The sequence below is a fragment of the Paenibacillus sp. cl123 genome (assembly GCF_900101595.1).
In the GTDB taxonomy this organism is placed as follows: domain Bacteria; phylum Bacillota; class Bacilli; order Paenibacillales; family NBRC-103111; genus Paenibacillus_G.
Genome location: NZ_FMYY01000004.1, coordinates 239,791 through 266,707 on the forward strand (window position 1 = coordinate 239,791; position 26,917 = coordinate 266,707).

Genomic DNA, 26,917 nt, shown 5'->3' on the forward strand with positions numbered 1-26,917 from the left:
ACGACAGGCTGCCGGTCTTAGGACCGTGCAGCCTGTTGGCGCGTGGTATGGATGGTCATGCCTGGTCAAGCACGTTTTTGCTGCAGCCGTCGGTGCAGCTTGGGGGCTGAGCTACATTCACCCAATCAGCAGCAGCCACAGATACAGACTGGCGAGCGTAACGAGCAGCACGGGCACCGTGAGGACGATGCCGGTCTTGAAATAATAGCCCCAGGTGATACGTACGCCCTTGCGGGAGAGGACATGCAGCCAGATCAAGGTGGCGAGCGAGCCGATCGGAGTAATCTTGGGTCCCAGGTCGGAGCCGATCACATTGGCATAAATAAGCGCTTCGCGGATCAGTCCGTCCGTGGCGGTCCCTTGGATAGCGAGGGCGTCTATCATGACGGTAGGCAGGTTATTCATCGCGGAGGAAAGCACGGCCGCGATGACGCCCGATCCGATGGCAGCGGTGAACAGCCCTCGATCGCCGGTCCATTGGAACAGTTGACCCAACTGGTCGGTCAATCCGACATTACGCAAGCCGTACACGACCACATACATCCCGATGGAGAAGACGACGATTGTCCAAGGCGCGTCCTTCAAGATCTGAACGGTGCGAATATGGGGACTTTGTCTGGCGAGCAGCAGAAATACCAGGGCTGCGGCTCCGGTGAGCAGGGAGACCGGGACCTGAATCAGCTCGCTCGACAAGTAAGCGATGAGCAGCACCGCCAGCACGACCCAGGATAACCGGAATAACCGCATATCCTTAACAGCTTCGATAGGCGCTCTCGTATGCAGGGCTTCATAGCGGGCAGGAATCGTCCGGCGGAAGCAGAGGAACAGCATCAGCAGGCTGGCGGCAACCGAAATGATGGCGGGCACGATCATCCTGCCGGCATATTCGACGAATCCGATGGCGAAGAAGTCGGCAGATACGATGTTCACCAGGTTGCTGATCACAAGCGGAAGAGAGGCCGTATCCGATATAAATCCGCTTGCCATGACAAAGGGCAGAACCATCCGCTCGTCGAATCGCAGCGATCTTACAACGGCCAGTACGATCGGCGTCAATATCAGCGCCGCCCCGTCATTGGCGAAAACGGTTGCCACGGCCGCCCCCAGCAAAATGACGTAGACGAACAGCAGCTTTCCGTTTTCCCCGGCGAAACGAACCATATGCAAAGCCGCCCATTCAAAAAATCCGATCTCGTCCAGGATAAGTGAAATAATGATAAGCGCTACGAAGGTAAGCGTGGCATTCCAAACGATCCCGGTTACCTCCCCGACGTCTTGCAGGGAGACCACGCCCAGCAGCAGAGCCAGAACCGCGCCCCCCGAGGCGGACCAGCCGATGGAAAGCCCCCTCGGCTGCCAGATGACTAAAACAAGCGTAACCAGAAAAATAACAATAGCGATTGCCAGCATAAATCCTCCCCTGTTTCTCTTTGCTTTGTCCAAGCGACCTGCCATATACCCGCCTGGGCAAATGCTAAACAGGATACATTATACATCGATTATCGGATAAGTAAATCATAATGTATGGCGCTTCTCAGATCGTGAGGGGTATCTTAAATGATAGCTGTCTGGGAAAGCTAGCAGCTCACAGAGAGGACTGAATCCGGTGGCTGCGACGGTGGTGCCTTCGTCATCGCGCTGATTGTGCTGCTGAAGCTGCTGCAGAAATATAAGCAATCCCCCGTTATTAAAGGCATGACGCTGCTCGTGCAGCCGGTTATCGCCGTCATGATGCTGCTGATCACCTGGAGCAGCTCCGTCGAGTCCACTTCGACGATCGGCTATTTGCAGTTTATCGGCATTGCGGCCGTTTCTTTTTACCTTATTCAGATCCGTAAAATTCACCCGGCGCTGGTTATAGTGACTGCGTTCGTGTATGGAGGCGTATTTCTTTCGTAGAAATGGTGCTAAGGTGTTGGTGATGCAGAGCGGCATGATGGCAAGGGATGAGGAACTGCTTGTTATTAAACGTGTTATAAAAAATGACATTATTATCTGGATGTTTTATATTTCATGTTTTGATTCTAGGTTTTTTTATTTAAAATCAGGAAGTTTTTATGAAGTTTTTTATAAAACCTTCATAAACATTACATGTATTGAGATGAGAATATAAAATTATCGTTGATAATTTTGTATTGTTATTTTATTATGTAATAAAAAATAACATATATTTGACTTGAGTAAATGGCAAGGGGGAGGTAGGGTGAGGGATGAAAGTTCGCATTCAACATGAATTGCTGACTCGTCTGCCCAAGGTGGATCTGCATCTGCACTTGGATGGGAGTGTGAAGCCTGCAACGGTGCTGGAGCTTGCGAAGGAACAAGGGATTGGACTGTCTGATACGGAGATAGAGAAGATGGAACACTTGTCGCAGTTGGATGAGCCGGACGCCGCCGGGCACGAGGGCCGGGGGAGCCTGGATTTCGCGCTCCCATTTCTGCAAACGTCGGGCGCTCTGGAGCGGGCGGCTTATGAGGCGGTGGAGCAGGCTTCACTCCATCGTTGTCAGTATATCGAGGTTCGATTCGCTCCGCAGCTTCATCGCCATAAGGGTCTATCTGTCGATGAGATCATTCAAGCGGTCTGCCGCGGATTAAGACAAGGGGAGACAGCATGCGGGGTGAAGGCCAGGGCGATACTGATCTGCCTAAGAGGCCACTCTTATATGATGAACGCCGCTGTTGTCGAAGCAGCCCAGCGGTTTATGGACCAAGGTGTCGTCGCGGTCGATTTGGCTGGAGAGGAGACCGCTTGCCCGACAGTGCAATTTCGCACTTTATTTACGATCGCCAAACGTCAAGGCACCCCGATTACGATCCATGTCGACGGGACCGCGGGCACGGCTAACATTTACGAAGCGGTGAAGGAGCTTGGGGCGGCAAGGATTGGACACGGGGGGCTGCTCTTGGAGGATGCGCGGACCTTGGAACTGGTAAGAGAGCTGCAAATTCCGCTTGAGATGTGTCCGGTCAGCGATAGGCAGACGAAGACTGCTCCTCTTCCAGAAGCTTATTCGATCAAGCAACTGCTGGATTGGGGGATTCCTGTGACTGTGAATACGGATAATACGACCATGTCCGGGACGAATATTACGAAGGAATATCTTCGTTTGGCCGATCAATGTAAATTGACGACGAAGGAAATCGCACGCATTATTTTAAATGGCGTCAATGCGGCTTTTTTGGAGGAAAACGAGAAACTCAGTCTGAAGGAGCGATTTCTCCGCGATTTTAAGCGGGAAGGACTTTTGTTGCCGAATACATGGTGAGCGGACGGGAACGAACGATTGGACGAGAGTCCGAATAGAGAAGTATTGGTTCCGTACTCAGTTGAAACGAAGATTGGATAAATGTTCGCCAGGTAGACAATTTGGGTATGATGTTAAAATTAGTAAATAGGTTGTGAAGCACACACCGCACATTCAGGTACATCATGTACGCCGGATCGTGCGGTTTTTTATGTCTCATGGGAGGGAGAGGCTTATGTTTCAAGCGATGGATGATAGGCGCTTCGGCCTGATCCGCACTGCCGCGGCATGCTTGGTATCCTCCAGGTAACTACACCACTTGAAAGTGCGTACTTCCTAATCCGGCAGGTAGGGGGTACAATGAGCCGTGTAAAGAAACAATATATGGTTCATAGGGAGAGATCATAAGATGGAACTTCAACTGGCACTCGATCTGGTGGACATTCCCGGAGCGAAGCAAGTGGTGGCCGAGGTGGCCGAATATGTGGATATTGTGGAGATCGGTACGCCGGTCGTCATTAACGAAGGGCTGCGGGCCGTCAAAGAAATCAAGGAGGCGTTCCCTTCGCTGCGCGTATTGGCGGATTTGAAAATTATGGATGCCGGCGGCTATGAAGTGATGAAGGCTTCCGAGGCGGGCGCCGATATCATCACGGTGCTAGGAGTGTCGGATGATTCCACCATTAAGGGCGCGGTTGAGGAAGCGGCCAAACAGGGCAAGAAGATCATGGTCGATATGATCAATGTCAAGGATATTGAAGGAAGAGCGGCGGAAATCGATGCGCTCGGCGTAGACTACATCTGCGTGCATTCCGGTTACGATCATCAGGCCGACGGCAAAAATTCCTTCGAAGAGCTGGCTGCGATCAAGCGCGTCGTGAAGCAAGCCAAGACAGCCATAGCCGGAGGCATCAAGCTGAATACGCTGCCTGAGGTGATCAAGGCGAATCCGGATCTGGTCATTGTAGGAGGCGGCATTACCGGCCTGGAGGACAAGAAGACAGCCGCGGCCGAAATGAAGCGATTGGTTAGTCAAGCCTAACTCCATGCAAATCAATCAATATACCGTTGAAATTGTCAAGGAGCTTCAGCTCTCGGCTGCGCAGATTGCAGCGGAAGAAGCCGAGAAGCTGGCCCGGCTGCTGTTGTCCGCCGATCGGGTATTTCTCGCGGGAGCGGGCAGGTCCGGACTGATGGGACGCGCTTTCGCGATGCGGCTGATGCATATGGGCTTGCAGGCTTATGTGGTAGGGGAAACGGTAACGCCGGGCATTGCGGCAAACGATGTGCTTGTGATCGGATCCGGCTCGGGGGAAACGAAAAGCCTCGTGTCGATGGTTCACAAGGCGAAGGAGCTGGGCGCCGCAGTCGCCCTGGTGACGACCGCTCCGGAGTCTGCAATCGGCCGGCTCGCATCCGCTTCGGTCAAGCTGCCGGGCTTGCCCAAAGACCGGTTGGATGGCAGCGTGACTACCGTTCAGCCGATGGCTTCCTTATTCGAACAGACGCTGCTGCTCTTCTATGACTCCGTTATTCTGCGGATGATGGAGCTGAAGGGCTTGTCCTCAGATATGATGTACGCCAGGCACGCCAATCTCGAATAAAAAGGCATTCTGTTCCGCCTATGGGACAGACCAAGCATGCTCTCAGCAGCCTCGCGGATTTCCGTGGGGCTTTTGCGCAGGTCGGGGGCCGGCGAGCTTCCGGTTCCTTGCTGAAGGTTATGGCCTTTGTACCCGGCACGATCATCCTATATACTATAATAACAAAGAGGAGTGAGGGTACATGGCTAGCGAGGTCAAGGAACGGATTAATTTAGCGGAAATCAATTGTGAAAAGGAACTGACGCTGGCCGTCATCGGAGGCAAGTGGAAGCTGATCATTTTATGGCATCTCGGATTGGAAGGAACGAAGCGGTTCAGTGAATTGAAGAAGCTGATACCGCATATTACGCAGAAAATGCTGACCAACCAGCTCCGGGAGCTGGAAGAGGATAAGCTCGTCTACCGGAAGGTGTATCCGGAGGTTCCGCCGCGCGTGGAATACTCGCTGACCGGGTATGGCGAGAGCTTGATGCCGGTGCTGAAGATGATGTACAGCTGGGGAAAAAGCTACGGCGAGCAGGTGATCTGGAAGGAAGGCCGTCCGGGCGGACATCAGGCCGCTCTATTGGAGCGGCGCGATGAACATGGCTTCATTTCCTAGCATCAAGTTAATGACGAAATAAAACAGCGGAGAAAACAAAACGACGACGAATAGCAGCACGAGGAGCGGAAAGCCTTTATACGGCTGGTATTGGGTTTGATTGTTTTTGACTTCCATCGGTTCATTCCCCTTTTCATGAAATAGCGGATTTTTATACGGCAAGTGTAGCTGACTTTCGGACGGATGTAAGTGATGTAGATCACATGTCACGCCGCCTTCGAATCGGCCTATACCCGTAATCTAAACGATCGGCCGGATTTAGTAACCATCCATTGAGCGTCTTTTTTCCCCATCCAGTTGGCCGGCTCAACAGGCGGAGAGCACAGGAGGGAACAGCAAATAACCTGATGGACGTTTATCCATCAGGTTATTTGCTGTTCAGGATTCGATTGCAATGCGCAGCGCCGAGGCGAACATAGCGATACCCGGACCGATGTCCTCCGCCCGCGCCCGCGCGAACGTGAAGCGCACATAGCCGGAATCCGAGCCGTAAACGCTGCCGGGGACGAAGATGACGCCGCGCCGGATCGCTTCCTCAAGCAGTTTGTGATCATGCACCTTTGGGAGGATTCGGCACCACAGATGCAGACCTCCTTGCGGAGCCGTGTAGGTTACGAGTCCCGCCAGCTCGCGGCGCAGCGCCTCGATCACCAGATCGCGCTTGAACTGCAGCTGCATGCGGAGCCGGTCCAGATGCGGCCGGATGTAGGCTGACTCCAGAAATTGCGCCGCCACCCGCTGCGGAATGACGCTGAGGCCGAAGTCCATCTGCTGCCGCGCATCGGCCAGCCGGCTGATGACGGAATGCGGCGCCACCATCCAGCCTACGCGCAGGCCGGAGGCGGCGATTTTGGAGAAGGAGCCGACGTACAGCACCGACGAGGCCGTATCGATCGACTTCAGCGGGGGAGGAGGCGTGCCGTCGTAGGCCGTCAGACTGAACGGATCATCCTCGACAAGCGGCAGTCCCAGCTCGCCGGCTGTCTCGAGCAGCTCCCTGCGGCGTCCGAGATCGAGCACGGCGCCAGTCGGATTCTGAAAGTTGGGATTGATAAATACCATTTTGATCCGGTGTTTCTTGTACAGTGTTCGGATGTCTTCCGGACGCATTCCCTTGGCGTCCACAGGCAGACGGAACAGCCGGAGTCCGGCCGACTGAAACATCGGCAAGGAGTAGCAGTAGGACGGGTCCTCGATCGCCACCGCGTCTCCCGGCGTCAGCAGGCATTGAGTAATTAAATATAAGGATTGCTGAGACCCGGATGTAATGAGGATGGACGAATCCGTCGTCTGGATGTTACGATAATGGCGCAAAAAACCGACGAGCGCTTTCCTCAGCGGAACAAATCCCTGCGGATTGTCATAACCCAAGTATCCGGTGTAAAAGTTCTCGCTCATCAGCCGGTTGATCTCTTCCACCGGGGACAGATCCGCTCCCAGCTCGCCGCTGGCGAAGTCGATCAGCGTCCGGTCCTGCTCCAGAGCTTCCCGGATGCGCCGCAGGAACGCCAGGTTCGGCAGGAAGCTGCCGCCTTCTGCATACCGGCGCCAGTTAGGGGTATGCTTCGGGGTCGCGCCCCATTTGAATTTGCTGACCCGGGTGCCGCTGCCCGTCTGGCTCTCGATAATACCCAGGGAGCGGAGCTCCGAATAGGCGAGAATGACGGTGCTGCGGTTGACGCCAAGCTGCTCCGCCAGCTTCCGTTCGGAAGGGAGCTGGCTGCCGGGCGGGAACTCGCCGTAAGCGATTCTTTTTTCCAGGTCGTCAGCGATTTGCTGGTAAAGCGGCAGCTTGCTCCCGCGATCGGGCTTCCACATCGTTCATATACCTCCGGATTGTAATGAGAAAGCCACCGTGAAGCATGGATGGCTCAAATTCGCAATAAATGGATGGTTCTCAAATCTCGTAACTATTTTATCATAGATGAACAGTCATACGAATTTTCTAAGATAAAGGAATGAACTTATGCTGAACGCTAAACCTATAGCCGCCGGCACGCTGTCGGCCCTGATGGCGTGTACGGGCGGAGCCGTCTTGATCATCAGCTCGGCGCAGGCGGCCGGGTTATCCCGTCCCGAGCTGGTCTCCTGGCTGTTCGTCGTATACTTCGTCGGAGGCTTGATTAACCTTCTGATGTCGCTGATTTACAAGCTTCCGATCGCCGGAGCGCATTCGATTACATCCGCAGCTTTCCTGAGCTTGGCCGCCGCGCATTATTCGCTGCCGGAGCTGGCTGGCGGCTTCCTGATGGCCGGCGGCCTGATCGCCGTACTGGGTTTCTCCGGCCTGCTGGCCAAGGTATTCCAGTGGATCCCGCGGCCTCTGCTCGACGCGATGCTGGCAGGCATGATCCTGCATTACGCTGTGGATGTGATCCCCGCTCTCGGACAGTCGCCAATCGCGGGCGTGCTGGCGATTCTGGGCTTCTTCGTGGCGCCGCGGATCTCGCCAGTCATCCCGCCTTTGCTGGGCGTGCTTGTATTCGGCGTCGCCGGTCTGCTGCTGGAGCATGAGTTTCCGGCTCTGCCGCCTGCAGTCTTTACGCTGCCCGGGTTTATCGTCCCGGAATTTACGAGCGCCGGCTTCGTTTCGCTTGCTATTCCGATCGCGGTGCTCGTTCTGAGCAATGATCTGGCGGTCGCGCTCGCCGCGTTGAAGAAAAACGGCTTTCAAGCGCCGTTCAACAAGCTGGTTGCAGGCGCCGGACTCGGAACGGTGCTGGTCAGCTTCTTCGGCGGGCATGCGGTGACGATGGGCGGGATGATGACCGCTTTGTGCAGCAGCGAGGAGGCGGGACCGCGGGAGGGACGGTTTCGGGCTGCCGTCGTATCCGGCGTGCTTGTCATGATCTTCGGCCTGTTCGCGTGGAAAGTGGCGGCGGTCATCGAGCTTGTCCCCCGATCGTTTATCGCGGTGATCACCGGCTTCTCGCTAATCGGTGTGCTGCTGAACAGCATGAAGTCAGCGTTCTCCGAGGTTTCGTACCGGTATTCCGTTTTATTTGCATTTGTCATCGCGATCTCGAATGTGGAGGTCTTCGGAATATCGGCGGCGGTATGGTCTCTTCTTATCGGCACGGTGACGGCCAAGCTGCTGAGGGAAGGTCCCGCTCCCAGTCCGTCCGCCGGATCGTAAGCGAGCAAGAAGTTTATGCAGTGTTCACACAATAGTAGATGGAATAGCCCGATCGGGTCATATGAATTCTCCAATCATTGGCTAGAATAAAAGAGAGATCAGACAAGGACATGGAAGAGGAGGGATGCCGTGAACAGGCAGTTTCGCCGGTTAGGCTTCACGGGATGTCTGGCTGTATGCTTGTGGCTGGCGGCCGGAGCGGGCGTGCATGCCGCTGCGTCGGCGGTTTTGCGGGCTGATCTGCAGCGGCAAATCGACGCTACGCCGGAGAACGGCACGCTCGTTCTTCAGGAGGGCGTGTATGCGGGAGGCGCAATCATCGGCAAGCGGATACGCCTGGAGGCTCAGGGACAGGTGCGGATTGTCGGCGACGGAACGTCCCCGGCTCTGCATATTCAGGCAGATCGCGTGCATGTGCGCGGAGTAGAGCTGGTTCAGGGCGGAGAGAGCGAGGAAGCGGCGGCGGTGCTGGTCACAGGCAGCGGGGCGCTGCTGGAGGAGCTCGACATTCGCACGCAAGCGTTCGGCATTGTCATGCGGGACAATGAACGCTCAGAGATTCGCCGTACACAGATTCGCTGGCTTGGCGACGGAGAGGACGGGATGGCGGCCGGCCCCGGGGAGCTGCCGGACAAGCGCAATGGCATCGATTTGTTTAATTCCCACGACAACCGGATTCATGACAACGACGTATCGTCGATGAATGACGGCATTTATCTGGAGAGCAGCCACCGCAATCTGGTGGAAAACAACCGCATCGAGCATTCCCGCTACGGCATCCACTGCATGTATACGGATGGAACTGTAGTGCGGGGCAACCGGGGCGCGTTCAACATTACAGGGGCCATGGTGATGGGCGTGAAGGATGCGGAGGTTACGGGCAATACGTTCACCAAGCAAAGCGAGAGCGTAAATTCGCAGGGTCTGCTGTTCTTCGACGTGGAAACCTCCCGCATCGCCGGCAACAAGGTGGAAGGCAACCGGGTAGGACTGTATGTCGAGCAGTCGAACCGCAATGAATTCAGCGGCAACGATGTGCTGCGAAATTTTGTCGGGGTACAGTTTCTTGAGTCGGAAGGCAACCGGCTGACAGGCAACCGGTTTATCGGCAATGTGATTGAGTCGCAGGCGGACGACAGCGCGAATAACGCCTTCTCAGGCAACTATTGGGAAGCTTTTAACGGGCTGGATACGAACGGCGATGGCAGCAGCGAGCTGGCGTATGCGATGAATCCCTTTTTCCAGCGGCTGACCTCGGCTGCGCCTGCGTACCAGCTGTTTTTCCAGTCGCCGGGGATGCTGTTTCTGGAAAGCATGTTCACGGAAGGACGGGAAGGGTGGTCGGTAGACGACGCGCCGCTGATGCAGCCGGCGCTGGCGGGGACCGCTCTGCAAGAAGGAGATCGAAGCGGCGGGCCGGCCCGGAACGGTACTCTGGCGCTCGGTGTGCTTTTGCTGGCAGCTTCGGCAGGTACAACTTATTATTTGGGGGTTAGACGAAAATGAAAATGAAAAGACAAATGGCGATTTTCATGGCAGCGCTGTTCTTGGTGGTTTTGGTTGCCGGCTGCGGCGCGAAGGAGAAGTACCCGGCACTCGCGATCAATGAGGCCGTCGATAAATGTGCGATCTGCAACATGCAGGTGAAGGATGACGCATTTGCTACGCAGTTGACGACGACGGACGGCAAAAATTACAAGTTCGACGATCTGGGCTGCATGAACGAATGGAAGCAGAAGAACGCAGCGGCCGAGATCGGCGCTCAATACGTGCGGGATTACAACAGCAAGGAATGGATCGCTTTTGACAAGGCCACTTATGTGTACGATGCCACCTTTAAATCCCCGATGGCGTACGGCATCTATTCCTTCAAGGACCAGGGCGAAGCGCAGAAGTTTGTCGATGCGCAGAAGAAGGGCAAGCTGATGACCGCTTCCGAACTGGCTTCCCATACATGGGAACGGAGCAAAGGCGCAATGAATATGCACTCGCATGGCGAGGAGGCGCATTCGGAAAGCGGCGGTATGGCCAAGGCGGACGCGGGCAAGGGCGCGAACACGGCCACGGACACTGGCGCTAAAGGAATGCACGGCAAATGAACCTGCTGCATATCGCGCTAAGAGAGATCAAGATCGGATTTCGCAATCCTTGGGCCTATTCGTTTATGGCCCTTTTTGCACTATTCAGCCTGTCGCTGCTGCTCATCAACACTCAGCGGTTCGCGGAGGGCTACTCCAGCACCACGTCATCGATGCTGAATTTGATTCTGTACCTGCTGCCGCTGATGACGCTGCTGCTCGGGTCGTTTTCTCTGACGGCGGAGAAGGAGGAGGGGAGCTGGCAGCTGCTGGCGACGTATCCGCTGAGCACCTTCTCGTTTATCGGGGGCAAATACGTGGGGCTGACGGCTCTGCTGATCACGATCGTGGCTTTCGGCTACGGCTTGACGGGCGTCGCCGGGTCCTTGACAGGCAGAGGGCTGGATAGCCGGACGCTCGGCATGTTTCTCGCCTTTTCGTTTGGGCTGATTGTGCTGTTTCTGGCCATCGCCCTCGTCATCGGCACGTTGGCCCGCAACCGCTGGCAGGCGTTGACCATTGGCGTCGCCGTCTGGTTTTTCGCCGTTATCGGCTGGCCGACTCTGCTCATTGCCCTGCTCGGACTTATGCCTTATATGTGGATCAAGCCGGTTCTGGTTGCCCTCACGTTTCTGAACCCGGCCGAGCTGGTTCGCTTGTTCGTAGTCATCAAGCTGGGAGGGGGATCGGCGCTCGGTCCCGAGTATTATCAATGGGTTGGCTGGGTTTCGCGCCCTTCCGGAGGCTGGCTGTTTCTGCTGATCTGCGCGCTATGGGCAGCTGCGGCGATCGGCTGGGCTCATCTGGTCTGGGAAAGGGGGCGTTCGCGTGGATAAGCATGTGCTTCAATTGCATGGAGTTGGCAAAGATATCGGCAAGCGGACGATACTCGGCTCCGTCGACCTTCAGCTGGGCCGTGGGGAGTCGCTGGCGCTCTGCGGAGGCAACGGAGTCGGCAAAAGCACGCTGCTGCGTATGATCGCAGGGATCCTGAGGCCGACGCGCGGGTCTATTACGATAGGCGGCATCCAGTGGGCGGCCGACCGGAAGCGCTACGCGGAACAGCTCGGCTATATGCCGGACGATTATTTGTTCGGGCAGGGGCTGTCCGCCGAGGAGACGCTGGCCTTCTGGGCGTCTCTGCGCAAGGTGTCTCCGGCGCGCGTCAGCGAAACGCTGGAGCTGGTCGGACTGAGCGAAGTCCGCCGCAATCCGGTCACCTCGTTCTCCAAAGGAATGCGTCAACGGCTGCTGTTCGCGCAGGCGCTGCTTGCGAAGCCGGCCCTGCTGCTGATGGATGAGCCGACAAACGGGCTTGATCCGTATTGGATGGAGTCATTCGCCGAGCTTGTCCGCTTTGCGAAGCGGGAAGGGCATGCCGTGCTGTTCTCCACTCATCAGCTGCAAATTGCGGAGGCGGCCGCCGATCGGGTCGTGTTCCTGAAAGACGGCGGCGTCGCCGAACAAGGACCGACGGCAGCGTTTCTGGAAGCTTACGGATCGTATGGTCTGCAGGCGGTGTTCAGTCGGCTGTTCGGCGGCGGCTCATCCGCGCAGGAGCGGACGCGATGAGGGAGCGCGCCGGAGAACTCAGAGGAGGCAGGGAGAGTGCGGAAAGCAGGACAAAGTGTAGATCAGAGCGTGGAGCGGGGCCTCCTTGAGCTGAGTCGCCGAACGGGCCCGCGATCATATGTAAATATCGTCATCGTCGTTGCGCTAGCGGCCGTCTTGCTGTACACGCTGCTTCAAGCGCGGACTGGGCAGGACGGAGCGCTGCGAACGGGCGATCAAGCGCCTGAATTTAACGCAATGACCTTGGACGGGGGTTCCGTCTCCTTGGCTGAATACCAGGGTCAGGGCGTGCTGCTCAACTTCTGGGCTTCCTGGTGCGGCCCTTGTGTAAGCGAAATGCCGCGGATGAACGACGCTTACCGGGAAGGCGTTCCCGGCGTGGCGATGCTGGCCGTCAATGTCGGCGAATCCAGAGGCACAGCCGCCGAATTTGCCGCGAATCACGGCCTGTCTTTTCCTGTCCTGCTCGATCCGAGCGGAGAGGCGGCGGGGCGTTACGGCCTGGTCGGTCTGCCCCGGACGTTCCTGATCGACGGCAGCGGGCGCATCGCCCGGATCGTCACGGGCGAGCTCGCAAGCGCGGAGCAGGTTCGCGGGCTGATGGAAAGCGTGAAGCCGTAGCTAGGCTAACCGCTTGGGCTAAGGCTGTCTCTCGAAGCAGAATGATCTGCTGCGGAGACAGCTTTTTTGCTTTGGCGGGTAGCCGCCGGGCTTATGTAAAGCCTGGCCCGCGGTCTTGCATCGCCAAACCACATTCTCCGCCCGTGTCCATATGCGCTGCCTCTTTACTTGGACCCCTTTCGTTCCTCCAAGCCGTACGCCAATACAGCCAACAGAGCGAGCGCCCCGGCCAGCAGGCCTAATCCCAGCAGCCACATGAGGATTCCCCCTTAGCGATTCGAGTGTCCTTACAGATTATGCGCTCAGCGGCACAACGCTTGGACGAGTGCACAGCAGCTGAGTGTCACTTGGCGCAGATGTCCGAATCGGCCACTAGCATCGACGCGTTCCTCGGTTTTAAATGTATTCGCTCCATGTCCTAGCTTCGATCATGATCCGGCTGGCCTTAGGTTTGCATACATGCACTAGCAACACGCTGTAATTTTGAACATAATTGTCGTTTTCATGTATAGTGGGAAGGAAAGAAGACGTGGTATAGTAATGGTTTAGTCAGAATGACAACGCTTACAAAATTGTAACTTGTAATTCTGGCTTCGTACCTTGCCAATTCGTAGCTCGTAATCCGAGCCTTCTAACTCGCAGCTTATATAAAGGAGAGACGCTTATGTATAAAAGATGGCTGAACGTGATCGTGGTCGACGATGAACTGCCCTTGCGCCAGGAGCTGCGGTCTTTTCCGTGGGCCGAATGGGGAGCGGTGCTCGCCGGCGAGGCCGAGAACGGGACGGAGGCGCTGCAGTTATGCCGGGACAGCGTTCCCGATGTGGTGGTCACGGATATCACGATGCCGCTGATGAACGGACTTGAGCTGACGGAGCATATCCGGCGCGAATTTCCCGCTGTCCAGGTCATTCTGCTGACCTGCCACAGCGATTTTCATTATGCCCGCGAGGCGCTGAAGCTTGGGGCGCTCGAATATCTCGTCAAGGTGACGCTGGAAGAGGAGGAGCTGGAGCGGGCGATAGCCCGGGCGCGGGAGGCGATCGAGCGCGAGTGGGCTCACCGCAAAAGCGCGCTGGAGCAGCGCAGGCGCGAGCAGTCCAAGGTAATCGGCCGATTGCTTAAGGATAAGCTCGGGGAAGAGCCTGCGATGGTCGCGGAGCTGGTCCGCTGCGGACTGCTCCAGCAGCTGCCCGCACGCCTTGTCATGCTGAAGGTGCAGAGCAGCGAGGAGGACCGCGTTTATGTCGAGCAGGAGCTGCAAACGGTGCTGGAGGAGCTGGAGACGACCGCCGGTCCGAGCTTCTGCTGGGTTCCCGTGAGCGGCGCGGAGTATGCCGTCTTCTTCCAGGGGGAGCAGCTGCCGGTTCCGCAGCTGAAGCTCAGGCTGGAGGCGATTATCCGGAGCTTGACGCAAGCGCTTGACGATAATCTGCCGTTTCTCGCGCATGAAGTGGATGTATACGGGGTCATCAGCGAGTCGCTTGCCAGCGGCAGCGAATTCAGGCGCGCCTTCGGTCAGATCAAGCTCTGGCAGGAGGCGAAGTTCTATGAGAGCGAAGCGCCGCAGTCGATCTTCGTCGGCAAGCCCGTTGCGCTGACGGCGCTGGATAAAAGCCAGGCGGCGCAGCTGCACAGCCAGCTGCATCGTGCTGCGGGCGAAGACAGCGAGGCGCTCAGCCTCTATATACAGACAGAACTCGTCCGGGACTGTCTGAAGCACCGGTACCGACCCGAGGAATTAAAGCAGCTCGTAAGTTCGTTTCTGGAGGAGTACGCCAAAGGGGAACCGGCGGGAGGCCATGAGCTGCAGGATGTGCGCGATGCGGCGACCTTGAGCCAGCTGTCAGCCGCGGCTGTCCGCTTTATCCGGCGGAAGCATGATGCCCGAGGCAGGCTGCGTAAGGAGGTGCTTGAGGCCAAGCAATATATCGCGGAGCATCTGGCCGATCCGATCACCCTTCATCTGCTGGCCGAGCAGGTGGGCTTAAGCCCGCATTATATAAGCAAGCTGTTCCGCGAGGAGGTGGGCGAGTCGGTCAATGAATATATGACGCGCCTGCGGATGGAGCGCGCTGTCCAATTGCTGCAGGAGACGAATCTGAAGGTGTACGAGGTGGCGGACCGCGTCGGCATCCCGAGCTACCGCTACTTTACCACGATGTTCCGCAGCCGGACCGGCGTATCGCCTACCGATTACAAGCGGCAGCAGGGCGGCCAAGTCTGGGAGGAAGGAGGAGAACCGCGGTGAACCGTTTGCTTCAAAGATATCATAGTGTTGGCATAGCCACGAAGCAGTTCGTCTTTCTGTTCGTCGTCACCTTCATCATGTTCATCGCCCTCGCGCTGAATAATCTGCGGGATGCCGAAGCCTTGTTCCGCGATCAGGTGGTGCGCGACTCCCAGCAGCTGATCGGCCGGACGAACCAGTACATCGACTCATACCTCGACAATGTGCAGAACATGCTGCTGCTGCTCTCCACCCGGGACGATCTGCTGCTTGAAGGCCATGAGGAAGAGGCGCGCCGGACGCTCAAAAACTTTGCCGACTACAACAGCTCCGCCGCCCGGACGCTATACCTGATCAGCGAGGACGGAAGGGTATTCTCGAACAATCAGGTGTACTACGAGATTATCGGCAATCCGCATCTGGCGTCGCTGTACAAGCTGGCCATGTCCAATTACGGAGCGATGAATGTCAGCGAGCCCTATGACTCCCCGATGTCCGGGAAAACGATCGCTTATGTGCTGCCGGTAACAGGCAAAGACAAGCTTCATTCCAAGGGCGTGGCCGTGGTTGAGATCGATCTGGAGCGATTGACCGGCTTGGTGGCTCCGCTGCTGCTGAACGAGAACCAGACGTTCACGATTATCTCCAAAAATAACAATGTGATCACCTACACCGATCCGAACGACAAGCTGCTGCCTTATGTGGAAGGAACCTTCCTTCCGCAGCTGCAACCGGCCTTCCTCGACAGTCTCAGCGAACTGCCGGTCGGCGTCCGCACCATAACGGGTAACGAAAATTCGCTGGTGGTGATCAAATCCTCAAGCAACCGGCTGGGCTGGACGCTGATCTGCTTCATCAAGGAAGATTTTTTCTATCAAAATGTGCTGAAGCTGTACCAAAACTACCGGGACGCCGGCATTATCTGGATGATCGTATTGTTTTTCAGCACCTGGATCATGACGCGCCACTTCACGAAGCCGGTCCGCGGGCTGGCGGCCAAAATGGACCGCGTTCGCGACCTTGGCGTGCTTTCTTATATCTCGGTAGACCGCTCCGACGAGATCGGGACGCTCGCCAAGAGCTATAATGCGATGATGGAGCGGGTTCATATGCTGCTGAGCGAAACGAAAGAGATGGAGGCCAAGAAGAAGCAGTTCGAGCTCAAGATGCTGCAGAGCCAGATAGCGCCGCATTTTCTGTACAACACGCTGGCCTGCATCAGCTCTCTCGCCAGACAGGGCCGGATCGACGATGTGCGCGAGACGATCAAGTCGCTCGTCGCTCTGCTGTCGTTCAGCTTCAACAAGACGACCGAGTTCGTGACGCTTGCGGAGGAGCTGGAGGGGCTGCAGCGGTATGTGCAGATTCAGCGGGTCAGGTACGGAGACGCTTTTACGCTGACAACGGATGTGGACCCGGCCGTCCTGCAGGCCAAGCTGCTCAAGCTGACGCTGCAGCCGATCGTGGAGAATGCGATTTTTCACGGCATCGTGCCGAAAAAAGCCAAGGGGCATATTCATGTGCGCGGACGGCTGGAACAGGGTGTGCTCAAGCTGCTCGTCTGCGATAACGGATTGGGCATGTCGCCCGAAGTGGTGAGCAAGCTGCTTGTCCAGCGCAAAGCGGAGCATTCCAAGTATTCGTTCACAGGGATGGGCGTGATCAATGTGCATGAACGGCTGCGCATCCACTTCGGGTCCGCCTATGGTCTCAAGATAAGGTCGCGGGAGGGGGAAGGAACGGTGGTCAGGCTTCGAATACCTTACGAGGAATGGGAAGAAGTGTCTATTTTCCAGGAAAAGCCGTAACTCGAACAGTTTTGTCGTTTTCATGTATATCCACCGAAAGCGCCGGGTTGCTATACTGGGGACCAGGAAATGAAAGCGCAAACAAACGAGGTGATAGCATGAAGCAAGCATCGGCTGCGGCCGTCGCAGCAACAGAATCTTCCCGCTTGTCCAGGGCGCGGGCCTTCGGACAGGCGGTGTGGCAGCATAAGGCATTTTATCTCATGCTGCTGCCCGGTGTCATTTATTATGTGATCTTCAAGTACATCCCCATGTATGGCGTCGTCATTGCTTTCAAGGACTTCAACATGCTGGAGGGGGTGCTTGGCAGCAGCTGGGCCGACCCGTGGTACCGCCATTTCGAAACCTTCTATAACTCGCCGTATTTCGGACAGCTGCTGACCAATACGCTGCTGATCAGCATCTACAAGCTCGTATTCGGCACGATTCCCCCGATCGTCATGGCGCTGCTGCTGAACGAATGCCGGGTGCGCTGGTTCAAGTCTCTCGTGCAGACCTTGACCTATATGCCGCACTTTCTGTCGTGGGTCATCATCTACGGCATCATGCTGGCCCTGTTCGGACAAAGCTCCGGTCTGTTCAATCGCTGGATTGTAGAGGCGGGCGGCCAGTCGATTCCATTCCTGACGTCGACCGATTACTTCCGCAGTCTGCTCGTCGGCTCCTCAATCTGGCAGAACCTCGGCTGGGGAGCGATCATCTATCTGGCAGCGATCGCCGGCATCGATCCGACCCTGTACGAGGCGGCGCGGGTGGATGGCGCTAGCAGGCTGAGAATGATCTGGCATATTACGCTGCCGGGCATCCGGACGGTCATCGTCCTGCTGTTTATTCTGAATCTGGGCCATATCATGGACGCCGGCTTCGACCAGATCTACATTCTGTACAATATTCAGGTGTATCCGGTGGCCGACATCCTTGATACCTGGGTATTCCGCACCGGTCTGCAGCAGCTGAACTTCAGTCTGGCCTCCGCCGTCGGTCTGTTCAAATCAGCCATCGGATTGATCCTAGTCGTGCTGTCGAATCAGCTTGCGAAGAGATGGGGGGAGAATATATGGTAAAGGGCTTCGAGGACCGCATCGTCAACAGCATCGTTATCGCCATTCTGACATTGGCGGCCGTGTCCGCTATCTTCCCCTTGCTGTACGTCGTCTCGGTCTCGCTGACGCCGTTCGCCGAGGTGCTGAAGAACGGCGGTTTCATCCTGCTGCCCAAAAAGATAACTTTTGACGCGTATGCCAAGCTGCTGACCGAGTCCAATATTCCGCAGGCGTTCTGGGTGACGATCTTTATCACTATCGTAGGCACTGCCGCGAATCTGCTGCTTACAACGCTGATGGCCTATCCGCTAAGCCGCAAGAAGCTGCCTGGCCGGAGCGTGTTCCTGATGATGGTCGTGTTCACGATGCTGTTCAGCGGAGGGCTGATCCCTACTTATCTGGTGGTGAAGGCGGTCGGGCTGCTTGACTCCGTATGGGCGATGATCGTGCCGAATGTGATCTGGAGCTTTAATATTCTCATCATGAAAAGCTTCTTCGAAGGGCTGCCGGAGGAATTGTTCGAGTCAGCCCGGATGGACGGGGCAGGGGAATTCCGCATCCTGTGGCAAATCGTCATCCCGCTGTCCGTTCCCTCGATGCTGACTGTCGGACTGTTCTATATGGTCGGCCACTGGAACGAGTTTTTCCAGGCCATCATGTATGTGACGGACCGGACGCTGTTCCCGCTGCAGGTCGTGGTGCGTGAGATTCTGATGCTGACCCAGCAGCCGCTGGAATCGGTGGAGAACATGACCCCGACGGAGACGATGCAGATGGCGTCCGTCATCCTGGCGAGCCTGCCGATCATTATCGTGTATCCGTTCATCCAAAAGCATTTTACGAAGGGCATGCTGCTCGGGTCCATCAAGGGGTAGGTTGAGCGACCGGCTTGAGTAAACAGGTGAGTCCAGGAGCTGCGGTATCATGTGATCCTCCGATCGCTGTTGAAAACGGATTCTTTTGAATGAAGGATGAGGTGGGAATCCGTTTTCAAAGGCGAACGCTGGTGCTTCTGCAGATTCAATTGATACCTCCGCATGCGACTCACGGAACATAAAACCTCAACCGGTCTTCAATAGAAAATTACAAGGAGAAAGAAGGGGTAAGCATGAATAAAAACGGTAAAGCAAGCATTTCGGTGGCGCTTTCGACGATACTGCTCGGCGGAGCGGTGCTGGCAGGCTGCAGCGGCCAGAAGCCGGAGGCTCCGGCAGGCGGCGCCGCGCCAGGAGACAGCTCCAAGCAGGAAGCGCCCGCACCCGCCAAGCCTGTCAAGCTGGAGGTTATCGAGACGGGCAGCGGACTGCCGGCTCCGGATCAGGATCAGATCAAGCAGGAGCTGGATAAGGCGCTTGGCATCGAGATGAATTTGACGGTATACGCATCGGGCGACGACTATAAAAATCAGTTGAACGTGCGGATGGCGTCAGGCAACTTCCCGGACATGTTCGCAGTTGACCGCGCTCAGCTCAAGCAGTATGCCGAGCAGGGCTTGCTGCTGGACCTTACTCCGTACAAGGATAAGCTGAAAACAACGATTGATTTTATCGGAGAGGACAGCATCAAGAAAGGAAGTCTGAACAACAAATTCTACGCGGTGGCGAAGGCGCCGAATATTCCCTACAACACCTTCTGGGTCCGCAAGGATTGGCTCGACAAGGTGGGGATGAAGCCTCCGACTACGATCGATGAGCTGTTGGAGGTGTCCAAGGCGTTTGCGGAGAAGGACCCGGACGGCAACGGCAAGAAGGACACGTTCGGGATAACCGGGGGCAAGCTAGGCGCCTTCAATCCGATCTTCGGCTCGTTTGGCGTCGGGTCTCCGAACAATTTCTACGAGAAGGACGGCAAGGTCGTCAATGCGTTCTATGATCCGGCCTTCAAGGACGCGCTTGCCTTTATCAAGAAAATAATTGACACCGGCTCCGTCGACCCCGAGCTGCTGTCCAACAACAGCACGCCGCAATATCAGCAGAAGGGCATCAAGGGCCAGGCGGGGATCATGTGGATCGACTGGCCGAATGTGACCAAGGATGAATTCGCCGCACAGATCAAGGCGGTGAATCCGAATGCCGAATGGATCCAGCTCCCCGCTCTGCAGGGACCGGGCGGCCAGTTCGAGGCTTCCTACGATATCGGCGGCAACTCCGGCCTCTACGCGATTCCGAAAAGCCTGGAGAAAACGCCCGAGAAGCTGAACAAGGTTATCGAGCTGCTGAACTATGTCTCCACGAAGGATACCGGCTCCGCGCTCGTGCAGTTCGGCATCAAGGGCAAGCATTACAATGTGGAGAACGGCAAGGTCGTGCCGACGGAGCTGATGGCGAAGGAAATGAACTACTCCTGGCTGTACCAGTTCACCGGCCGTCCCGAGATGGAATATTTGTTCGTCAAGTTCGCCAAGCAGGCGCCATTTATCGAGTTCGCCAACAAGCAGCCCCGGATCAAGGCGCTGAACGGCTTCGTGGATAATCCGAACGGCTACAACAGCGCAGATGCGCTCCGGTATATCGACGAGGAGCTGGCGAAGTTCGTCTACGGCAAACGTCCGCTGACCGAGTACGACGCTTTCCTCAAGACGCTGGAGACGTCGATGAACTATAAGGTTTATGTGGACGCCGGGATGAAGCAGCTGGCGGACCTCGGCTTCGGAAAGAAGTAGCGGCTTGCGGGGAACCGCAGGCAGGAGAGCAATACGGCAGAAGAATCATAGAGCAAGAGACTCATAAAGCAGAGGACTTCGGAAGACCATGTTAGGAGGATAAGGCAATGACCACACAGCAGGCAATCCAATTGACGGAAGAGATGAAAGAACAGCTCCAAGGGTGGATGACACAGTTTCACAAGGACGGCTATCTGATCTTGCCCGGCGTCTTGACGCCCGAGAAGGTGGCAAGGCTTAATGCGGCCATTGACGATATTCTTGGGGAGGAGCCGGACAGCCTGGCCCATAACATCTATAATTCGGTGGAGCGCCACCCCGAGATCGCTTCCCTGATCGACGAGCCGACGATTTTGCCGCTGATTGTCAACCTGCTGGGGTATAATATTCAGCTGCACATCTCGCATCTGACGATCAGGAAGCCGAATCCGGACAAGGTGAAGACGGAGACCAACAGCTTCATCAACTGGCATCAAGACGGTCCTCATCCCCAGTTCCCGAGTATCGGCGGCGTAACCTCGACGTATTACATCAAGGCTTGCTACATTCTCAGCGACATGTCGGAGCCGAACCGCGGGAACACCAAGGTGATTCCGGGCAGCCATAACCGTCCGTTCAAGCCGGAGCATACGGATGTTGAAGGGATGCTGGAAAACGAGGTTCAAGTATGCGGCAAGCCCGGAGACGTGTTCGTCTTTCCGCAAAATCTGTGGCATTCCGGCGCGCCGAATCACTCAAGCTTCACCAGGCGTCAGCTGTTCTTCGGGTACAGCCCGATCTGGATGCGGCCGATCGACTACCGCGTCGCTTCCGATCGCTTGCTGGACGAAGCGTCGCCGTTCCGCAGGCAGCTGCTGGGCGTGATCGATGATAATCCGTTCAAATATTATGTGCCGCAGGAGTCGATGACTCCATTGAAGAGCTTGTACTTCGGCGGCGGCTCGCATAGCGTATACACCTAACCCCAGGCGCAAACTCAGACTCTCTGTCGTGCAAACGATGGGGAGTCTTTTTCTTGTCGGCTGCTGCCAAAGGGACATTTTCGGGAAAATCATACAGCCGGATGGTACAAAAATGCCGGAAGCAAACTGGCGGGAATAAACAAACATCTGCCAATATAGAGGGAGAGAGGAGGAGATAGGCGGCAAGTGAGAGCGTGACGCTATATCCAATGAAAAGAAAGGAAGGTCGAATTCATAATGCGAAAACCAGTCCACAGGCGGTTGGCGGCAGCACTCAGTTTTTTAATTTTGGCAAGCGTTTACAATTGTCCGGTTCCCCAAGCTGCGGCCTCTGCAGCGGCTCCTGTCATTGTGCAAGCAGCTCCGGGGAATGTGCAGCCGGATAGCACGGTTCAGTTGATCGGAGATGGCTTGGAGGACGTCGTTGTCGGCATCCGGCGTCTGGAAGACGGAGACCCCGGAGCCCATACGGCCGAACAGCTTGCCTCGCCCAAGACGGAGCAACATTTGTCCGCAGGACCGGAAATGCTGATTACGCCTTTGTTTACGGATGCGAATGCCGCTTCGGCGGTCGTTCCGGCCAGCCTGGATTTTGGCCAGTACGCCCTTTATGCACAGAAAGCGGACGGTGCGGCCAGTGAGCCGGTATTCGTCAACAAAACCGATGTTTTCTATGTATATCCGAATGTGTTGAACCTGGCCAAATCCCGGGAGGCGACAGTCATTGGCGCCAACCTGACCCGGAACAATGGCAGCCTTGCCGGGGACAGCCGGGTTGTGCTCCGAAACAAGGCCACGTCCGCTATCGCCGAAGCGTCGGTAACCTCCGCCTCCCCTTATGAGGTGGTCTTTCAGGTGCCGGCAACGGCGGAGGCGGGCCAGTTTGACGAGGTATGGGTGCATAACCGCCACGGAGGCGAATACGGCTGGAGCAAAGCCGAGATCAGCCTGGTGAATATGCCTGGGCCCGCCGCTGTGTTTGATGTCACAGCTTATGGGGCTGTGGCGGATGACGAGGAGGACGATACGCAGGCCATCCAGGCGGCCATCGATGCAGCGGCTGCTGCGGGCGGGGGGACGGTTTTGTTGTCCGCAGGCGTCTTCCACCTGGACAAGGAGCAGGCTCCTCCTGCTGCTGGTCTCGTTAAGCTGGTTCCGGCCAGCACCTTCGGGGGTGCGCCTTCTTACGGCACGGACCGGGAATATTTCCGGGCCTTCGATTCCAACAGCACCACCTTCTACGACTATAACGGCACGGGCTCCGGCCATGTAGGCATCGATCTGGGAGAAGGCGGAGCGCAGCCGGTGACGGCTATCCGGTATTTCCCGCGCCCGGCCACTAATGCGACCATCGACGCGGATATGATCGGCGGCAAATTCCAGGGCTCCAATGACGGCGTTGCTTATACCGATCTTTATACGATCCCGGCGAAGCCTTCTTTTAACGGAAATGTGGCGGCAGTCAGCAACCCTGCCGCATTCCGCTACCTGCGATATGTCCCCGCCGAAGGCAAAAAAGGATATATCGCAGAGCTGGAATTTTTCACCGGCACGGCTTCCGGAGTCCTGACGGCAGGAGCAAAGCCCGAAGCCGGCCTGCAGAAGCTGACTATCAAGGCCGGTGTTACCCTGAAGGGAGAGGGGCCGGAAACCACGGTCCTGAAGTATCTGGATACAGGCCCTATTGGAGGCAGGGATAGCGGAGAAGGTCCCGAGATGATAACGATCGCCGGCTCAGATTCGGGCATTGAGGGAATCCGGATTGTAGGCAGCGCCAGTGTGGACAGGGGCATCGTATTGAAGGAAGCCCTCCATGATGTGACTATCCGGAACATTGAGCTGCGGACCTGGTATCCGGGCCCGGCGAAAAAGGGAATGTTCGGCGGCATCTGGGGCGACGGCGGCAATGCGGGCTTCAGCCGGATCGCCGTTCTGGACAGCACGATTGAATCGGGCGGGACTATTACATTGAACAAGATGTCCAACAGCCGGATATCCGGCAATACCTTCCTGGGCAAAAGCTGGACCCCGGCCAACTTCGGCAATTCGTACCAGAACCTGTTCACCGACAACCGGATAGACGGCCGGGACGACAATGGCAAACGCGGAGGCTCCCGGGGCTTTAATTTCAACCTGCATCCCCGCTGGGGCGGCTTCAAGCCTACGGCTATGAATTATATCGCCCGCAACGATACCCAGTATATCGGCAATGAAACCTCTCCCACGAACGATGGAGAAATTTTGCTGTTCGACGCGCTGGTGGATGTGGATGCGGATTTTACCGGCGACGGCAATAAAATTCTTCATTACGGCAATGTCTATGCGGCAGGGGCTTCCTCCGCCAGCATCAAGGGCATGAAGTGGGACGCCAATGTGCTGAAGGATGAATATGTGCTGATTGTGGAAGGCAAGGGGCTGGGCCAGTACCGCCGGATTACCGGCAACACGTCGGATGCCATTGCTGTGGACCGGGACTGGACTATCGTGCCGGACGCCACGTCCCGGGTATCGGTAAGCCGTTTTTTCTACAAAAATATTGTGACGGATAACACCGCTTCCAACAACAAAGGCAATGACATGCGAATGTACGGGCAGGCATTGGGCAACATTTTCGACAACAACCGCTCGGAGCTGGGCAGCGGGGGCTCTCCTACGGCGGGCAACGGGGGGACGGTCATCAACAGCTTTGACCGGAACCTGACGACTTTTCACCCTTCTTATTACAATGTGATCAAGCATTCTACCGGCTCCCGGGCGTACATAGCCTTCGGAGGCGGGCTGCGCATTGACTCGCCCCGCTCCGTGGCGGCCATGGGCAATGTGATTGCGGACAATAGCGTCCGGTCCCTTTATATGGAATCGGGCGGTTACAATTTCTTCCCGGCTCCCAAGGGAAACATCCGGTATAACGTATTCGAGCATAATACCGCCGAGACCCAACTGAAGCTCGACAGTCCCGTGGCGGCCCATACGGTCTTGAGGGAAAATCAGGTGCCCGGGGATACGGGGGAGAAACGGTATTATGACTTCGGCACAGGCACGATCATCATCGAAAACGGCAACCGCCTTGCGGTCCAGCGGCCAACGCCGCCTGCGCCGCCGGAAATTCCGGGGGACGGTCCCATGCCGAACCCGCCCGGCAACAAAATGGTGCTGCAAGCGGGAGTGAACGGGTATAACGGAGCGGCAGATGCCAGCCTCATGTCCCACTGGCAGGGCGTCGGCAACAATAACGGCGCCTACGGGGAGTTTGAGATGGCCAGGTACAACGGCACGGGTACGGACGACAAATATGCCCTGATCCGCTTTGACCTGTCGGGAATTCCGGCAGACCGGACCATAACGGGAGCCTTCATCGAGCTGTATCATACCCAAACCAGGGCCTCGTCGGAAAATTTCAAAACGGTGGATGTACATCGGGTTACCAGTCCCTGGGAGGAGGGGAACGGATACGGCGGCGGCACCTCCATTGACGGAAATCCGGTTGGGACGGTGGTGGACGGAGAGCTGATCACCGGCGTCAGCTTGAACACGAAGCCCAGCTGGGAGACCGGGCCGGAAACAGCGCTGGACCATGTGGTTACCTCTTATGTGCCAGGCAGATGGTATCACTTTGATGTGACGGCGGCGGCCCGGGACTGGATCGCACAGCCGGAGCTGAACTTCGGAGTTGTGCTGCTGGAGGATGTTCCGTCCACGGCTAACGGGACCAGAACCTTTGCGTCCTCCCAGTATTCCAGCGTGACGCTCCGTCCCAAGATTACCGTCTTCTACTCCGGCGATCCTATCGCATTGCCGCCGGACTCGATTCCTCCGGGAGATGTTTCGGATCCAGCCGTATCCAACGGGGATAGGGGAGCCGTCCTTACCTGGAAGGACGCGGGAGATTCCGACATAATGAAGGTGCGGATTTACAACGGGGAGCAAGTGGTTGCGGAGGCGGAGCGCGGGGTGCAGAAGGCGGAGGTAACCGGACTGGCAAACGGCCAGCCGGTTGCGCTTAGGCTGGTCAACGTGGACGGCTCCGGCAATGAGTCTCCCGGCGTGACGGTGCAGGTCTGGCCCCGGGCAGACCGATCCGTATTCTGGAAAGGCATCAATCTCAACGGGGAAGCCGTGACGATAGGGGGCCGGAGCTGGCTGTCCTACAATGCGGCCAGGGGGGAAGGCTTTGCGGCGGCGACCGGAGCCGGCGCTGCGCCGACAACAGGGAAAACCGCCAGCTTCCCGCTGCCTTTCCTGGATGATTACGATCTGACGCATATGATGAACACCAACCTGAGCGCATCCAAGCAATCGCTCAAGCTGGAGCAGACGGCGTCCAATGGCTTTTACCGGGTATATTTGTGGTTTATGGAGCCATCCGCCGACCGGAGCCGTTCCTTCCACATCGATGTAGAGGGCGGTCGCGCGGCCACCATGGCGGGCAGCGAGCTGCGGAACCATACGGTGCGGTACGGACCGTATGACGCTGTGGTGCAAGACGGCAAACTGACGGTGGAGCTGCTGAATGTGAAGGGCGACCCGCTGCTGCAGGGCATGGAAATTTACAAGGATTATTACCCGGCCGTCACCCTGAAGGATTTGCGGGCGGGAGGCACGACGGTCACGGGCTTCGTATACGAGGCGGGCGACTATACGGTGATGCTGCCTTACGGTACGACGGCGGCGCCGGAAGTGACCGCGGAGGCATTTGATCCTGTCTCGGCGGTAACGGTGACTCAGGCCGTATATGCTCCGGGGACGGCGATAATTTCTGTCGTATCCGGGGACCTGACACAATCCGCCGAATACCGGATTGCCTTCCGTTGGGAAGCTCCCTCATCCGATGCTTCCCTTGCCAGCGTCAGCTTTGCCGGGCAAACGGTTCCGGGCAGCGCCTTTAAGCTGCACGCCAACCGCAAGTGGTATGAGCTGGAGGCCGTGCTGCCCAAAGCCAAGGAGGGGCCTGTGATTACAGCAGTCCCCTCCCGGGCCGGAGCCTCGGCAGTGATCGAGCAGCCCAAGGGAGTGCCGGGCAAAGCGGTTATAAAAGTGACAGCCGAGGATGGGACTACTACCAGAGAGTACCGTCTCAGCTTCAAGCAAACGAAGCATTAGAAAGCGGGTTATCCAGAGCTGCCGGCATTGCGCCGGCGGCTTTTGGATTTTCGGCGGCTCCGGGAGCGTGTTTGAAAGCTGGCCGGGAACTGCTATTTTTGTCTCCAGGCGGACAAAAGTTTAAAAATCACACAGCCTGTGCGCACAATTGTCGAACATGAGGACTTTCTGTGCTGCCGGGTTGAAGTGGACAATATAGACAAAGCTGCACAGCCGGCGATAAGCCGGCGACTAACGACAAAAACAGGGGGA

The 26,917-nt window shown here is 56.8% G+C and carries 20 protein-coding genes; 18 read left to right on the top strand and 2 right to left on the bottom strand.

All coding sequences use genetic code 11. From position 1 onward, the window contains the following. Positions 1 to 117: 117 nt before the first annotated feature. Entirely contained in the window at positions 118 to 1,410 is a 1,293-nt protein-coding gene (locus tag BLR08_RS10230; RefSeq protein ID WP_072329096.1) for an arsenic transporter, read from the bottom strand. Positions 1,411 to 1,644: 234 nt separating this feature from the next. On the opposite strand from BLR08_RS10230, the gene BLR08_RS10235 reads away from it, so the two are divergent. From BLR08_RS10235 to BLR08_RS10260, 5 genes are all read left to right on the top strand, one after another. After that, positions 1,645 to 1,899: a hypothetical protein gene (locus BLR08_RS10235; RefSeq protein WP_072329097.1), complete on the top strand. Its 255-nt coding sequence runs from the start codon at positions 1,645 to 1,647 to the stop codon at positions 1,897 to 1,899. Positions 1,900 to 2,210: 311 nt separating this feature from the next. Beyond that, positions 2,211 to 3,269, top strand: a complete 1,059-nt coding sequence (gene add / locus BLR08_RS10245; RefSeq protein WP_072329099.1) for an adenosine deaminase — start codon at positions 2,211 to 2,213, stop codon at positions 3,267 to 3,269. Between the two features lie 388 nt (positions 3,270 to 3,657). After that, on the top strand, positions 3,658 to 4,290 hold the full coding sequence (hxlA, locus tag BLR08_RS10250; RefSeq protein WP_072329100.1) for a 3-hexulose-6-phosphate synthase: 633 nt from the start codon (positions 3,658 to 3,660) through the stop codon (positions 4,288 to 4,290). A 4-nt stretch (positions 4,291 to 4,294) separates the two neighbouring features. Continuing rightward, positions 4,295 to 4,852, top strand: a complete 558-nt coding sequence (hxlB, locus tag BLR08_RS10255) for a 6-phospho-3-hexuloisomerase (protein WP_072329101.1) — start codon at positions 4,295 to 4,297, stop codon at positions 4,850 to 4,852. A 181-nt stretch (positions 4,853 to 5,033) separates the two neighbouring features. After that, complete coding sequence (locus tag BLR08_RS10260; protein ID WP_072329102.1) at positions 5,034 to 5,453, top strand: winged helix-turn-helix transcriptional regulator; 420 nt, start codon at positions 5,034 to 5,036, stop codon at positions 5,451 to 5,453. A gap of 378 nt (positions 5,454 to 5,831) precedes the next feature. Here the strand turns inward: BLR08_RS10260 and BLR08_RS10265 are convergent, their stop codons facing one another. After that, the gene (locus BLR08_RS10265; RefSeq protein WP_072329103.1) at positions 5,832 to 7,271 is read right to left on the bottom strand and encodes a MocR-like pyridoxine biosynthesis transcription factor PdxR; all 1,440 of its coding nucleotides are present in this window, start codon (positions 7,269 to 7,271) and stop codon (positions 5,832 to 5,834) included. Positions 7,272 to 7,419: 148 nt separating this feature from the next. Between BLR08_RS10265 and BLR08_RS10270 the strand changes: the two genes are divergently transcribed. From BLR08_RS10270 to BLR08_RS10330, 13 genes are all read left to right on the top strand, one after another. Next, positions 7,420 to 8,589, top strand: coding sequence for a benzoate/H(+) symporter BenE family transporter (locus tag BLR08_RS10270; RefSeq protein ID WP_072329104.1), 1,170 nt, complete (start codon positions 7,420 to 7,422; stop codon positions 8,587 to 8,589). A 129-nt stretch (positions 8,590 to 8,718) separates the two neighbouring features. Next, positions 8,719 to 10,095: a right-handed parallel beta-helix repeat-containing protein gene (locus BLR08_RS10275; protein ID WP_090586008.1), complete on the top strand. Its 1,377-nt coding sequence runs from the start codon at positions 8,719 to 8,721 to the stop codon at positions 10,093 to 10,095. Next, positions 10,092 to 10,688, top strand: a complete 597-nt coding sequence (locus BLR08_RS10280; RefSeq protein ID WP_072329105.1) for a nitrous oxide reductase accessory protein NosL — start codon at positions 10,092 to 10,094, stop codon at positions 10,686 to 10,688. Before BLR08_RS10275 ends, BLR08_RS10280 begins: the two co-directional genes overlap by 4 nt. After that, positions 10,685 to 11,503, top strand: coding sequence for an ABC transporter permease (locus BLR08_RS10285; RefSeq protein ID WP_072329106.1), 819 nt, complete (start codon positions 10,685 to 10,687; stop codon positions 11,501 to 11,503). The genes BLR08_RS10280 and BLR08_RS10285 overlap by 4 nt, the downstream gene beginning before the upstream one ends. Beyond that, entirely contained in the window at positions 11,496 to 12,239 is a 744-nt protein-coding gene (locus BLR08_RS10290) for an ABC transporter ATP-binding protein (RefSeq protein WP_072329107.1), read from the top strand. Before BLR08_RS10285 ends, BLR08_RS10290 begins: the two co-directional genes overlap by 8 nt. Before the next feature lie 36 nt (positions 12,240 to 12,275). Next, positions 12,276 to 12,860, top strand: a complete 585-nt coding sequence (locus BLR08_RS10295; protein WP_256257491.1) for a redoxin domain-containing protein — start codon at positions 12,276 to 12,278, stop codon at positions 12,858 to 12,860. Positions 12,861 to 13,524: 664 nt separating this feature from the next. Further along, complete coding sequence (locus BLR08_RS10300) at positions 13,525 to 15,111, top strand: response regulator (RefSeq protein ID WP_072329108.1); 1,587 nt, start codon at positions 13,525 to 13,527, stop codon at positions 15,109 to 15,111. Further along, complete coding sequence (locus BLR08_RS10305) at positions 15,108 to 16,898, top strand: cache domain-containing sensor histidine kinase (RefSeq protein ID WP_072329109.1); 1,791 nt, start codon at positions 15,108 to 15,110, stop codon at positions 16,896 to 16,898. Before BLR08_RS10300 ends, BLR08_RS10305 begins: the two co-directional genes overlap by 4 nt. A gap of 203 nt (positions 16,899 to 17,101) precedes the next feature. Beyond that, positions 17,102 to 17,962, top strand: coding sequence for an ABC transporter permease (locus tag BLR08_RS10310; protein ID WP_256257511.1), 861 nt, complete (start codon positions 17,102 to 17,104; stop codon positions 17,960 to 17,962). After that, positions 17,956 to 18,816 carry a carbohydrate ABC transporter permease gene (locus BLR08_RS10315; protein WP_072329111.1) on the top strand — a complete coding sequence of 287 codons (861 nt, stop codon included), beginning with the start codon at positions 17,956 to 17,958 and terminating at the stop codon, positions 18,814 to 18,816. The genes BLR08_RS10310 and BLR08_RS10315 overlap by 7 nt, the downstream gene beginning before the upstream one ends. A 233-nt stretch (positions 18,817 to 19,049) precedes the next feature. Further along, complete coding sequence (locus BLR08_RS10320; RefSeq protein WP_072329112.1) at positions 19,050 to 20,603, top strand: extracellular solute-binding protein; 1,554 nt, start codon at positions 19,050 to 19,052, stop codon at positions 20,601 to 20,603. A gap of 143 nt (positions 20,604 to 20,746) precedes the next feature. Beyond that, positions 20,747 to 21,565 (top strand): phytanoyl-CoA dioxygenase family protein, encoded by an 819-nt coding sequence (locus tag BLR08_RS10325; RefSeq protein ID WP_072329236.1) that lies wholly within the window; start codon positions 20,747 to 20,749, stop codon positions 21,563 to 21,565. Between the two features lie 237 nt (positions 21,566 to 21,802). Next, positions 21,803 to 26,665: a DNRLRE domain-containing protein gene (locus BLR08_RS10330; RefSeq protein WP_083536839.1), complete on the top strand. Its 4,863-nt coding sequence runs from the start codon at positions 21,803 to 21,805 to the stop codon at positions 26,663 to 26,665. Positions 26,666 to 26,917: the final 252 nt, after the last annotated feature.